Raw genomic sequence first — 12,385 nt, 5'->3', positions numbered from 1 at the left:
CACTAAGACAACGACACCGCTATGATCATTGACTGTGACCGTGCCGCGCCAGCCGTCCGCAGGCCAGACCGATGATCCACACGATGGGCGGCAGAGCACAGCTCACCCGCACCACGCCGATACCGATACCGATACCGTGATCGACGTCGCCGAGGTCGAGAAGACGTTCGTGCTGCGGCGCAGGGCCGGCCGGTTTCGCCGCGAACGAGTGGACGTGCCGGCCGTAACCGATCTGACCTTCCGTGTCCGGGCCGGCGAGATGGTCGGGTATCTGGGCCCGAACGGCGCCGGCAAGTCCACGACCATCAAAATGCTCATCGGAATCCTGACGCCCACCACCGGCCGCATCCGGGTCAGCGGTCTTGATCCTTCCCGGCAGCGGATGCAGCTGGCCCATCGCCTGGGGGTGGTCTTCGGACAGCGCACAACGCTGTGGTGGGACCTGCCGCTGCGGGACAGTTTCAACCTGCTCCGGCATATCTATCATGTTCCAGCCGCCCGATTTCGACAGAATCTGGACCGTTTCGTCGACATCCTCGAACTGGCTCCTTTCCTCGACACCCCCGTCCGCCAGCTGTCATTAGGCCAGCGCATGCGCGGCGATCTCACCGCCGCGCTGCTGCATGACCCCGAAATCGTCTACCTTGATGAGCCGACAATCGGTCTTGATGTCGTGTCCAAGACCGCGGTGCGCGAATTCCTTACCGGCCTCAACCGCGAACACGGGACAACGGTCCTGCTCACGACCCACGACATGACCGACATCGAGCAGCTGTGCCCCAGAGTGCTGGTCATCGATCAGGGCCGGCTCGGCTTCGACGGGCTGTTGACCGATCTGCGCGCCCGCATCGGTGGCGAACGCACTCTGATCGTCGATCTTTCTGGACCGCACCCGCCGATCGACGTCGCTGGTGCCAGGGTGGTGCGGGTCGACGGGCCACGCCAGTGGCTGGCGTTCCCCACAGCGGCAAGCGCGGCACCGTTGGTCACCGCGATCGCCAACCGCTACCCCCTGGTGGACCTGTCCATCCGGGAGCCCGCGATCGAAGACGTCATCGCCCAGCTCTACGCCGCGGGCATGAGCGGGACGCCCCTGCCCAGCCAGACCGGCCCGAAACCCAACCCGACAACCGCACGGTGATGACCTGATCACGATGACAGCCCCACTCATCACCTACCTCACCGTCACCCGATGCAGCGCCCGCCGATACGCGAGCTACCGAGCCGCGACCGCCGCCGGAGCATTCACCAACACCGTTTTCGGGATCATTCGCGCCTACGTCCTGCTCCAGGTCTGGAGCCAACGGCCAGGTCTCGGTGGGTACGACACTGCCGGCGTGGTCACGTTCGTGTTTCTCGGACAGGCGCTGATCACATCCATGGCGCTGTTCGGCGGCGGCATCGAGCTGCCGGAACGCATCCGCTCCGGCGCTGTGGCCGTGGACCTGGCCAGGCCGGTGAACCTCCAGGCCTGGTGGCTGGCGGATGACGCCGGGCGCGGCGCCGTCCAACTGGTCGTCCGCGGGGTGCCGCCGATGGCGGTCGCCGCGGTCCTGTTCGACCTGCGCATCACCAGCGACCCGACCATCTGGGGGCTGTTCGCGTTATCCATCATGCTGGGCTTCCTGGTCAGCTTCGGGCTGCGTTATCTGATCGCTCTCGCTTCGTTCTGGCTACTCGATCAACGCGGTCTGGAAAACGCCTACACCCTGTGCGCGGTGTTCTTCTCCGGTGTCTCCGTCCCTCTTGCCATCATGCCCACCGTGCTGCGGGCCACGGCCCAGGCCCTGCCGTTCGCCGCCATGATGCAAATACCAGCGGACATCTTTCTGGGCAAGCGTACGGACACGTCACTGTTCACGGGGCTCGCCTTCCAGGTCGCGTGGGCCGCCGCGCTGTTCGGGATCGGTGGCCTTCTCACCGCTCAGGCCACCCGGAAGCTGGTGATCCAGGGTGGGTGAGAACGCCGGCCCGGCGCCCCGGCTGGAACCGGAAAGACATGCGGCGGCCGGAAACCATGACCGCTTCCTCCTGGTACGCCAGTACCTCCTGTTCGCCGGGATGTGGACGCGGGCATCCTGGCAGTACCGCGCATCGGTGCTGCTGCTGACGATGGGACAGTTTCTCGCGACCGGCCTTGACATCGCGGTGATCAAAGTGCTGTTCACAAACGTGCCGCGGCTCGCCGGCTTCAGCCTCGCCGAGGTGGCCTTCCTCTACGGGACGTCCGCCACCTCGTTCGCCGTGTCCAATCTGCTCTTCGGGTCGATGGAGCGCATCGGCGAACGCATCCGCGACGGCAGCCTCGACGTGATGCTGGTCCGGCCGGTCGGGCTGCTTGTCCAGGTCGCCACGGACGGCTTTTCACCACGTCGGCTCGGTGGCCTCGCTCAGGGGCTTGGGGTACTCGGGCTTGCGATCGCCGGGTTGGACGTCCCGTGGAACACGGGCCGGGTGCTGCTCGTACCCGTGCTGCTGACAGCCGGTGTCGCCCTGTTCAGCGCGATCTGGATCATCGGTGCGGCCGTCCAGTTCTTCGTCCAGCAGACAGCGGAGGCGATGAACTCGGTCACCTACGGCGGCAACTTCCTGACGCAGTACCCGATGTCGCTGTATGGACGGCAGGGCATGCGGACGCTGACCTTCATCGTGCCGCTGGCCTTCCTCAATTGGCAGCCCGCGCTGTACGTGCTCGCGAAGCCCGACCCGCTCGACCTACCGATCATGGTCCGCTTCGCCTCACCGCTGGTCGCCGCCGCCGGGCTCGCGCTCGCCGCGGCCGCATGGCGTACTGGCCTGCGGCACTACCGGTCGACCGGAAACTGATCATCAACATATGCCGGTGACGCATCCATACCGTGACCGCGATATCACGATCGTGATCATTGGCACGGCGGCACGGCTATGCCGTGGTAGGTGTTACCGCGGCACTCGTCTCCCGCTCATCCGGTGCGCCTGTCGCGGTCATTTCCCCGGTTATTGGCAGGCAGGCATGCCGCAGGTTCCAGACATCACCCGCACGCCCGTGCAGGAACGTCGTGGACAGCGGCGGGACGTCGATACGCCAGAACACCTCCGCTGGCGACCGCAGCACCGCGACCAACGCGGCGCGGATCACGGCCGGATGCGTCACCGCGATGGTGCGTCCCGATACCCGCGCGCCGCGCGCCAGCCACTGCCCGACACGGCCGATGAGCTCGGCCACGGACTCGCCACCGTGCGGCGCCTGGGCCGGGTCACCGACCCAGGCCGCAAGATCGGCTGATGGGATCTCCGCAAGCGCGCGCCCCCGCCAGTCCCCCATATCCAGGTCACGCAGTGCCGGATCAGCTGTGGCGCCGGCCAGGCCGAGCGCGTCCGCTGTCTGACGGGTACGCAGCGACGTGTCACACAACACGAGGTCAGCACGGCGGGCTCCGACGGCCGCGAAGCGGCGCAGCTCCCCGGCGTCGAGTCCTTCATCACTCGGGAACCGCGCGGCCCGCGTCGCGGCGGTCGGCGCGTGACTGATCAGCGTGAGGCGCGGCGGGCCGGTGCCAGGACCGGTCATGCCTCGGTGGCGACCAGCGATCCAGCCCCGGGCGCGCCGCGGCCCCCCGGCGAGCCAGCCGCTGCCGAAGCCCGCAGCGCGCGATCGGTCAGCGCCCCGAACAACAGGCCGATCGTCGCCCAGAGCGTCACGTTGATCGCTAATGAGGCGACGCGGAACCGCCACAGCACATCAGCGGGAAAAGCGTCCGGGGTCTCGTGCACCTGCGGCAGGAGGTAATAGGCCAGCCCGACTATCACCAGCCCACCGGCCAGGGCCAGCAATGCCGCGTCCCAGGCACCGAACCTCGCCGTGAGCCGCCGAGCCGTCACGCAACCGCCGATGACCACCGACAACGCAATCAACATCATCGTGAAATACAGGCTGGTGCGTTCGCCGATGGTGTCCGGATTACCGATGGACGGCGGGTTGGCCGGATATTTCAGGGCAGGCACAAGGTACATTCCCACGAATCCCGCGAGCGCCACGAACGCCGCCGTCCCGCGCGCCCCCAGCGCGCCGAGGCGGCCCTGTGCGCAGGCATAGGCAAGGGAGAAGAGGCCGCCGAGCGCGACACCGAACGCCAACAGGCCCGTCAGCAAGCCGATGGTGTTCTGCAGCGCCCGGGGAACGAGTTCTGTTCCGTGTACACCCTCGGCGGCTTCCCGCGCCGACTCGAAGGCGATCGCGCGCCCGACCTCGCTCTCCCCAAGGACCTTGGCGACGGCGAAGGAAAACACGGCGGCCACCACGCCCACCAACATCCCACGAATCAACAGGGCGCGAACCATCTCGGAACCCGCTCAGTGGCAGGGGAAGCCGAGCAGATGACGGGCGTCGTGCACGAACTCGTGGACATAGCTGCCGCCCACAAGCGATACCGCGCCCTGCTCGGCGCCGACAAAGTACAGCAGGAGCAGCGCCAGGACCGAGCCGAAGATCGCAAATGGGGCCAGCTCACGCAACGGGATCGTCGGCAGGGCCGCGGGCGTGGCCGGAACGTTGGCGGCAGGATACGCCAGTGCAGATGCCATTGCGAGACCTCCACAGGAATCACGCGTTCCACTCGGCAGGACATGTCCGGCGATGGGTCTGACTCCCGACGTCGCTCCTTGTGGGCGGGCCGGTCACAGTGGCGCGACCGCGCCGGATTCACACCGGCTTCCAGCACTCGGACATCAGAGAGACAATCAGCAGCCAACCCTCACGTCAAGTCTCATCAATCACTCAACCGTCCGGGGGTCCGGGCGGCTGGGGGTCCGGGCGGACCGACGCCAGCCCGAGCCATTCATGATCATATATGTGGGCGGGCTCGCGGCACCCACAACCACCATCACCGGTAGACGGATGCCGCGACCCGGGCATGCGGGTCAAGATCCCGGAACGGGACGACCCGCCGGCCCAGTGGCGCGATCGCCAGCGGGACCATCTTGAACGACGCCACACCGAACGGGATGCCGATAACTGTCACACACAGCACCAGGCCGAAGATCAAATGACCGATCGCGAGCCACCACCCAGCGATCAAGAACCACAGCAGGTTGACCAGGAAAAGCATGACCGGAGCGTCACCGGGCTGGTCGACCACGACCCGGCCGAAGGGCCAGACGACGTAACCCGCCAGCCTGAAAGCCGCGATCCCGAACGGGATCGTCACAATCAGCAGGCAACACACAATACCGGCGACAAGATAACAAACAGCCAGCTCAAACCCGGCGAACAACAGCCAGAAAACGTTTCCCACCATCCGCATAACACTTTCCTACCCGGTCGGAGGGCTACGATCCGGCCCGGCCCGGCCCGAAGCCTGGATCCAGCGGGGCGAAGATCGCGCCTATACCACACGCGTCGCGGCCGCCACCTTCTTGACGGTGGCCCTGACTATGCCCTTGGCCGCCGGCACACCCTGGCACTCTGCTACCTCCGGATATTCATAAGTTCACCCGGCTCAGGACTTTCGCCCCATTTTCCCATAATTATCATGAGCTGTAGCATGCCGGGGAGGCGGAAGTTCAGAGCGTCCGGAACGTCCGGACGTCACGTTAACCCGCACCGACGTATGTGGCACGAATCGACCGCGCGCCGGATCCCATCCCGCTTCGGAGACCTCCACGACGGCGCTCGACGCATCCTGACACCGCCCGGACGGCAGAAGGAGCAACATGGTGAACGACAGGAACGCAACGGACCAGGCAGCGGACCAGCCGTTGCATGTACAGGGCCGGGACGCGGTCATCGCTGGTTCCACTGGCATACGGTGGCGCGGCGGCGAGCCACCCGACTACCATCTGTCAAAAGTGACAATGCCTCAGGAACGCACCCACGAGCACGCCAAGGGGTCCTTGGCCGACATCGTCGAACGCGTGGTCCAGGTCTTCGAGATGGAGGTCTCCCACAAGAAAGACCCGGCCCAGTGGGTCAGCATGGTCACCGACCAGTTCCGTACCCGCGTCAACGGAGGCCCCTGGGCAAACAGCCAGGACCTCGTTGAAAGAGGCAGTTACAACATCCTCATAGGTGAGAACCCCTACTACTCGGCGAGCGACGAGACCTTCGAATCCTCCCATCAGGTCTTCCTCAAGGCCCTTCCCGGCGGCTTCTTCTGGGAGATCCTGGAGGTCTACTCACCGCCGCCTGTAATCACTTTCAAGTGGCGCCACTGGGGTACCTTCAGCGGACCCTACAAAGGGTTCGAGCCGACCGGTGAACGCGTCGAGATGTTCGGTGTCAGCGTGGCCCGCGTCGCCGACGACCTCAGACTGCTCGAGGTCGAGCACTTTTACGACAACACCGAATTTCTTGGCCGGCTGAGCGGCAACCACCCGGTGTCATAGGCTGCCGGGCGCACGGCAATGTTCTCTCCCGTGCGCCCAGCGCCCCGTTCCCACCACAATGATGGCGATCACAATGACGGCGATGGCGATCCCCGTCGGGAACCCAGCGGAGAACGGTGATTCAGACCGTGACGGGAATACAGGACCAGCCACGTTGCACAAACGTGGGGCGCCGGACAGGGGTACCAGCCAGGGAAAGCGTCGGGTAGCGCTCCAGCAGGCTGCGCAGGGCTGTCTCGAGCTCCACCCTGGCCAGCGGCGCCCCCACGCAGAAGTGGACGCCGCCGCCGAAAGCGACGTGCGGATTCGGTTCCCGGCCGACATCGAACTCGTCGGCCCGTTCGAAGACCTCGGGGTCGCGGTTGGCCGAACCGAGCAGCGCCGCGATCCGTTCCCCCGCCCGCACGACGACCCCACCGATCTCCACGTCGGCCATGGCGGTCCGTTCGAAAAGGTGCAACGGCGAGTCAAAACGCAGGAACTCCTCGGCCGCGGTGGCGGCCAGTTCCGCCGGCTGGCGGGCGAGGCGCCGCTGTTGCTCGGGGTGGCTCAGCAACGCCACCATGCCGTTGCCGAGGCAGTTGACACTGGCCTCGTGCCCGGCATTGAGCAACACCACAACGGTGGCGACCAGCTCGTCCTCGGCCAGCCGGTCGCCCTCCTGCTCCGCCTGGACGAGATGGGTGATCAGGCCATCGTCCGGACGCCGGAGACGCTCGGTGGCAAGGGCGTGTACGTAGGCACTGAACTCGGCGGCCGCCACCCGTGCCGCGGCCTCCTGCGCGGGGCTGCGCTCGTATTCGTTCATCTTCACCAGATCGGCCGACCACGGGCGTAGCAGGTGCCGGTCGCTGTCGGGAATACCGAGCAGCTCCGCGATGACCATCACCGGGAGCGGCTCAGCGTACTCGGCGATCAGGTCGAACGGTTGCCCGTCGCGCGCCCGCGCCTCGATTCCGTCGAGCAGGACCTGGCACAGCTCGCGGATGTGCGGCCGCAGCCGTTCGATGTTGCCACGGGCGAACGCCTTGCCGAGCAGCCCGCGCAACCGGGTGTGCTTCGGTGGCTCACAGCCCAGGATGGAGTCCCGCTCCAGCTTGTTGAAACCGGCCCACAGCTCCTCGGGCAGGCGTGGCTGGCAGATCCGGCCCAGCCCACGGTGGCGCACCACCGCGTCGGCATCACGGTAGCGGGCCGCCAGCCACATCCCGAGGTCGTCGTTCCACACCGGCCGGCCGGCGGCCCGAAGCTCGGCGAAGACCGGATACGGGTCATGGACAAGATCATGACTACGTGGGTCGAAGCGGCCTGCGTGAGCATTGACCCGATGGGACGGGACCACCGCGCGCTCCTTCCGGGACGGCTACCCCCACCTCACCATGGAACCAGCGCGGATCGGCACACGGCGGGCAGACCCGGCCCTATCCCCCGCCACAGCCTGCGTTGTTGATCACGTCAGCCACGCGGGCTAACGCAGCGTGCCCAACCAGTTGGCGAGCAGCTGCCGACCGGGGTCTCCGGACTTCTCCGGATGGAACTGGGTGGCGCACAGCGGCCCCCGCTCCACCGCGGCGGCAAAAGGCTCACCATGCTCGGCCACGGTGTCCTCGGGCGTCGGCTTGGCCGCGTACGAGTGGACGAAGTAGAACCGGACGGCTTCGGGCAGCCCGTCGAACAGCACCGTGCCGGCCGGCGGGGCCACCGTGTTCCAGCCCATATGCGGGAGGATCGGCGCGGCGAGACGCCGTACCTCGCCCGTGAGCACGCCGAGCCCCGGGGTCCGCACCCCGTGCTCGTCTCCCAGGTCGTAGAGAACCTGCATACCCACGCAGATCCCGAGGACCGGACGCCCGCGGGCGACACGCTCACGGATGACCGCCGCCCCGCCGACCGCGGTGATCCCGGCCATGCAGGCGGCGAAAGCACCCACCCCGGGCACCACGAGCCCATCCGCGGCCCTGGCCGCAGCCAGGTCGGACGTCACGGTCACGTCGGCACCGACCCGCGCAAGCGCCCGCTGCGCGCTGCGCAGATTCCCCGATCCGTAGTCGAGGACAGCCACCTTCGGAGCCGTCACCGCCATCCCCCGCGCGGGACGCGTGCCCCGGTCACGGTCCTCACCCCGGTCACAGAACGCCCTTGGTGGATGGCACGCCGGCCACCCGCCCATCGCGGGCCACCGCGTCCCGCAGCGCCCGTGCCACGGCCTTGAACTGCGCCTCGACCACATGGTGCGCGTTGCGCCCCGACACCACCCGCACGTGCAGCGCGATCCGCGCGGCGGCGGCTATCGACTCGAACACATGACGGGTCAGCGTCGTGTCGTAGGTGCCGATGAGCTCGATCAGCTCCGGCTCGACGACCACGCAGTACGGCCGGCCGGACAGGTCCACCGCCGCCTGCACCAGCGCTTCATCCAGGGGTACCAGCGCATCACCGAACCGCCGGATCCCGGTCTTGTCGCCGAGTGCCTCGCGCAGCGCCTCACCGAACGCGATCGAGGTGTCCTCGACCGTGTGGTGCGCGTCAATATGCAGATCGCCGCGGGTACGCACGGTCAGGTCGAACCCGCCGTGCTTGCCAAGCTGGCTGACCATGTGGTCGAAGAACGGGACCCCGGTGAACGACGACGACACGCCCGTGCCATCGAGGTCCAGATCGACGACGACGTGCGACTCCAGGGTCTTGCGTTCGATCCGGGCGGTGCGGCTCATGCGTGCCCTGCCTTCCCGGAAGCCGGTTGCCGGGTGGCCGCCGGGTGATCGGAGCACGCCGGCGTCGTGGCCGGGTCGGCCAGCAGCACGCCGACGGCCGCGAGAAAGGCGTCGACCTCGCTGGGAAGACCGGCGGTGACCCGCAGCCAGCCAGCCAGGCCGACGTCGCGGACGAGGACGCCCGCGTCGAGCAAGGCCTGCCAGGCCGCGCGTTGATCGGGAAACCGCCCGAACAGCACGAAGTTCGCGTCGCTGGGCGCCACGGCGCAGCCGAGCCCGGTCAGTTCGGCCACCATCCGGTCCCGTTGCGCCTTCACCGCCTCGACGGTGCCGAGCAGCTCGTCGGCGTGCGCGAGCGCCGTGCGCGCGACCGCCTGCGTGAAGGTGGACAGATGGTACGGCAGACGCACGAGCTGCAACGCGTCGATGACGGCCGAGTGCGCGGCAAGATAACCGACCCGGGCGCCGGCGAGCGCGAACGCCTTGCTCATCGTCCGGGTCACCACCAGCCGCGGCCGTGACGGCAGCAGGGCGAGAGCGCTTGCGACCCCGGCCCGCCTGAACTCCGCGTAGGCCTCGTCCACGACAACCATGCCGGTACCGGTCTCGTCGACGGCGGCGCACGCGGCGGCCAGCACGTCGTTCGGCAGCGCGGTGCCGGTGGGGTTGTTCGGCGACGTGAGGAAGACCAGGGATGGCCGATGCCGGCGGATCGCCTCGGTCACCGCGGCCGGGGTGATGGTGAAGTCGGGTTCACGGGGCTCGCCGGCCCAGCCAGTCCCGGTCGCCATCGCGATAAGCCGGTGCATCGTGTAGGACGGCTCGAAACCGAGCGCGACCCGGCCGGGCCCGCCGAACGCCTGACACAGCTGCTGGAGCACTTCGTTCGACCCGTTCGCCGCCCACACCTGATCGGTACGCAGCCCGAAACCGGCGTCCGGGGTGAGGTAGTAGGCGAGATCCGCCCGAAGCGCCTCAGCCTGGCGGTCTGGGTACCGGTTGGCCTCGGTGGCCGCGAGCGCCGCGGCCTTGCCCATGGCGTCCACCAGGCCCGCGGACGGCGGATGCGGATTCTCGTTGGTGTTGAGCAGCACCGGAACGTCGAGTTGCGGGGCGCCGTACGGCGCCTGGCCCCGCAGGTCGTCGCGCAATGGCAGTTCGTCGAAGGTCAGCGGGCGTGTCATGCGGCCCTGGCCCTGGCCCTGGCCACCGGCCCACCACCGGAAGATGAATCATGCTCTGCCATCGCATGTGCGGTCATCGCACGTACACCTCCACCGCGTGGGCGTGGACAGGGCGGACCGCGCCGAGAACGGCCGGCACGTCCGGCGCCGTGGGCGGGAGCCCGCACGGCCGCGAAGCCGGCGGCAGGCCCGTGCGCGGATCGAACGTTCTCAGCACGACGACAAGACTATCCATACGCGAACTCAGGCGCGGGCGGGAAGGGAGCGGGCGGGAAGGGGGAAGGGGAAGGGGAAGGCGGGAAGGTAGCCGTGGGAAGGCGACAGTGTGCGGAAAGGGCGAGGATGGGAAGATGATGGTGGGGAAATGACAGTTCACGGCGCCGCGGAGAACGACCTGGGCATGGCCGGCATCGGCCCGCCGCCGGTCGCGGACACGCCGCCGGCAGCCCGCGGCCGGGCACTCGACCGGCTTGAGCGCCTCGTCGCCGGCTACGGAGCGCAGGCACGCCCGCTCCGGCGAGTGATCGCGCTGCTGACCGAACGGCCGTGGACCATCGGCGACCTCGTCCGCGCCTCGGGGGTGGCCCGCCGTAATGTCGAAGAGATCCTCGACTGCCTCGCCGATGACCTGCGGGAGGAGCCGGGGCGGCCCGGCGGTGCGGTAATGATCAAAGAGTCACTGGTAGTCACCTATCGAGACCATTTCGGCTTCGACGAGCTCCGCCGCACCCAGCTCACCGATCCGCTCGCGCAACGCCTCGCCGCGCGCCAGGCCCTGGTGGACACCATGGCCGAGCTTGTGGCCGCGGCACCACCGTCGCGCGTCGACCTCGACCACGTCCCGGCCACCGGAGAGACCGCTGCTCGGCGCGCGTTGTGGATGGACTCCACCTATGACCTCGCCGGGGCGCGCCTGCTGTGCATCGGCGATCATGATCTCACTTCGCTGGCGGCCTGCTCCCTTGTCCCGAACCTGTCCGTGACCGTCGTCGACCTCGATGAACGGCTGCTGGAGTTCATCGATGCCCAGTCCAGGCGGAGGGGCCTGGACATCCGCTGCCTGTTCGCCGACCTGCGCTTCGGGCTGCCTGCCGTCACCGAGTCCTGGGCCGATCTGATCTTCACCGATCCGCCGTACACCCCCGAGGGGGTGACCCTCTTCCTGCAACGAGGGCTGGCCGGCCTGCGTGACACCCTGCGTGGCCGGCTGCTGCTCGCCTACGGGCACAGTGATCTGCATCCGGCGCTCGGCTGGAAGGTACAGCGCGCCGTCAGCGACCTGCATCTCACCGTTGAGGCGATTATGGCGGACTTCAACGGCTACGACGGTGCCGAGGCCGTGGGCGCGGCCAGTGACCTGTACGTCTGCCGGCCGACCGCGGCCACCTGGCGGCAGCTGGCTGGCGCGGCTCCCGGCCCCCGAGGCCGCGCCGCGATCTACACCCGGGGCCGGCAGGCGGTGGAAAGCGGCAGCGCGGGGCCGTCACCGGCGGCCGCCCAGGAGCTGCTGGCGGCGGCCGCGGCCGGCCTCGACGGTGGCCGGCTGGTGTTCATCGGCGACGGCGCTCCGGATGCCTCGCCCTCGGGGCCCGCCCATGTCCGTCTCGCCACGGCGCTGCGAAGCGGGCTGCCACGGTCGGTCAGCGGACGCGGCCGGGTGCAGGTGGCCGCGGACCTGACAGCTGATCCGGGACCGTGGCTCGCCCGGACCCTGCTCGCGGTCAACGCCGACCGGCTGGTCGCCCTTGTCCCAGCTGGTCATACCGATCTGGCGGACCCCGCCTCCTTTGGTGCGCTGGGCGGGCTGGTGGCGCCGAAATGGCGGCTGTGCTGGCGGCGGCTTGCCGGCGAGCGGCTCGCCCTGGTCGAGGCGGCCCCGATCGAGACCGCCGAGCTGACCGCGGGGGAAGGCATGGTCCGCTGGCTGCTCGACCGTGCCCACGGCAAGGTCGGCAACGTCTGGGCGGAGGCGCTGGCCCGGGGCGCGGCACCGGGCGCCGCCGGTCCACTCACCAGGAAGGACGCCCGAGCAGCCGTCGAGACAGCCGTAGCCGACCCGGGGCTGCTCGCCGCGACGCTGATGGACCTGCCCCGCCACCAGATCGCACGCATCGCGGCCCAGGT

General features: G+C 68.5%; 13 protein-coding genes and 1 riboswitch. Of the genes, 5 read left to right on the top strand and 8 right to left on the bottom strand.

Annotation, left to right across the window (positions count from 1 at the left end; translation table 11 throughout):
* Positions 1 to 136: 136 nt before the first annotated feature.
* Genes MJ783_RS12885 through MJ783_RS12875 form a run of 3 tightly spaced genes read left to right on the top strand, consistent with a single transcriptional unit; the run spans position 137 to position 2,826 of the window.
* The gene (locus MJ783_RS12885; RefSeq protein WP_239310664.1) at positions 137 to 1,141 is read left to right on the top strand and encodes an ATP-binding cassette domain-containing protein; all 1,005 of its coding nucleotides are present in this window, start codon (positions 137 to 139) and stop codon (positions 1,139 to 1,141) included.
* Positions 1,142 to 1,154: 13 nt separating this feature from the next.
* On the top strand, positions 1,155 to 1,961 hold the full coding sequence (locus MJ783_RS12880) for an ABC-2 family transporter protein (RefSeq protein ID WP_239310663.1): 807 nt from the start codon (positions 1,155 to 1,157) through the stop codon (positions 1,959 to 1,961).
* Complete coding sequence (locus tag MJ783_RS12875; RefSeq protein WP_239310662.1) at positions 1,954 to 2,826, top strand: ABC transporter permease; 873 nt, start codon at positions 1,954 to 1,956, stop codon at positions 2,824 to 2,826. Before MJ783_RS12880 ends, MJ783_RS12875 begins: the two co-directional genes overlap by 8 nt.
* Before the next feature lie 76 nt (positions 2,827 to 2,902).
* Here the strand turns inward: MJ783_RS12875 and MJ783_RS12870 are convergent, their stop codons facing one another.
* The 4 genes from MJ783_RS12870 to MJ783_RS12855 all read right to left on the bottom strand — a co-directional run bounded on the left by MJ783_RS12870 (position 2,903) and on the right by MJ783_RS12855 (position 5,276).
* Positions 2,903 to 3,550, bottom strand: a complete 648-nt coding sequence (locus tag MJ783_RS12870; RefSeq protein ID WP_239310661.1) for a histidine phosphatase family protein — start codon at positions 3,548 to 3,550, stop codon at positions 2,903 to 2,905.
* Complete coding sequence (locus MJ783_RS12865; RefSeq protein WP_255724408.1) at positions 3,547 to 4,320, bottom strand: CbtA family protein; 774 nt, start codon at positions 4,318 to 4,320, stop codon at positions 3,547 to 3,549. The genes MJ783_RS12870 and MJ783_RS12865 overlap by 4 nt, the downstream gene beginning before the upstream one ends.
* A gap of 12 nt (positions 4,321 to 4,332) precedes the next feature.
* A complete protein-coding gene (locus MJ783_RS12860) occupies positions 4,333 to 4,563 on the bottom strand; it encodes a CbtB-domain containing protein (RefSeq protein ID WP_239310659.1) in 231 nt (76 codons plus the stop codon).
* A gap of 56 nt (positions 4,564 to 4,619) precedes the next feature.
* Positions 4,620 to 4,695, bottom strand: a riboswitch (cobalamin riboswitch).
* A 167-nt stretch (positions 4,696 to 4,862) separates the two neighbouring features.
* A complete protein-coding gene (locus MJ783_RS12855; protein ID WP_308128326.1) occupies positions 4,863 to 5,276 on the bottom strand; it encodes a YccF domain-containing protein in 414 nt (137 codons plus the stop codon).
* Between the two features lie 415 nt (positions 5,277 to 5,691).
* On the opposite strand from MJ783_RS12855, the gene MJ783_RS12850 reads away from it, so the two are divergent.
* The gene (locus MJ783_RS12850; RefSeq protein WP_239310657.1) at positions 5,692 to 6,363 is read left to right on the top strand and encodes a SnoaL-like polyketide cyclase; all 672 of its coding nucleotides are present in this window, start codon (positions 5,692 to 5,694) and stop codon (positions 6,361 to 6,363) included.
* 121 nt (positions 6,364 to 6,484) lie between these two features.
* Here the strand turns inward: MJ783_RS12850 and MJ783_RS12845 are convergent, their stop codons facing one another.
* The 4 genes from MJ783_RS12845 to MJ783_RS12830 all read right to left on the bottom strand — a co-directional run bounded on the left by MJ783_RS12845 (position 6,485) and on the right by MJ783_RS12830 (position 10,261).
* A complete protein-coding gene (locus tag MJ783_RS12845; protein WP_239310656.1) occupies positions 6,485 to 7,705 on the bottom strand; it encodes a cytochrome P450 in 1,221 nt (406 codons plus the stop codon).
* 126 nt (positions 7,706 to 7,831) lie between these two features.
* Entirely contained in the window at positions 7,832 to 8,446 is a 615-nt protein-coding gene (gene hisH / locus MJ783_RS12840; RefSeq protein WP_239310655.1) for an imidazole glycerol phosphate synthase subunit HisH, read from the bottom strand.
* Between the two features lie 43 nt (positions 8,447 to 8,489).
* Positions 8,490 to 9,077, bottom strand: coding sequence for an imidazoleglycerol-phosphate dehydratase HisB (gene hisB / locus MJ783_RS12835; RefSeq protein WP_239310654.1), 588 nt, complete (start codon positions 9,075 to 9,077; stop codon positions 8,490 to 8,492).
* Entirely contained in the window at positions 9,074 to 10,261 is a 1,188-nt protein-coding gene (locus MJ783_RS12830; protein WP_239310653.1) for a histidinol-phosphate transaminase, read from the bottom strand. Before MJ783_RS12830 ends, hisB begins: the two co-directional genes overlap by 4 nt.
* A 364-nt stretch (positions 10,262 to 10,625) precedes the next feature.
* On the opposite strand from MJ783_RS12830, the gene MJ783_RS12825 reads away from it, so the two are divergent.
* Positions 10,626 to 12,385, top strand: a 1,760-nt coding sequence (locus tag MJ783_RS12825) for a bis-aminopropyl spermidine synthase family protein (RefSeq protein ID WP_239310652.1), incomplete at its 3' end; no start/stop codon positions are given.

Origin of the sequence: Protofrankia sp. Cj3 (assembly GCF_917627355.1) — a bacterium.
GTDB lineage: Bacteria > Actinomycetota > Actinomycetes > Frankiales > Frankiaceae > Protofrankia.
The sequence above is the reverse complement of the archived record's forward strand: the minus strand, read 5'-3'. Positions and strand labels throughout refer to the sequence as shown.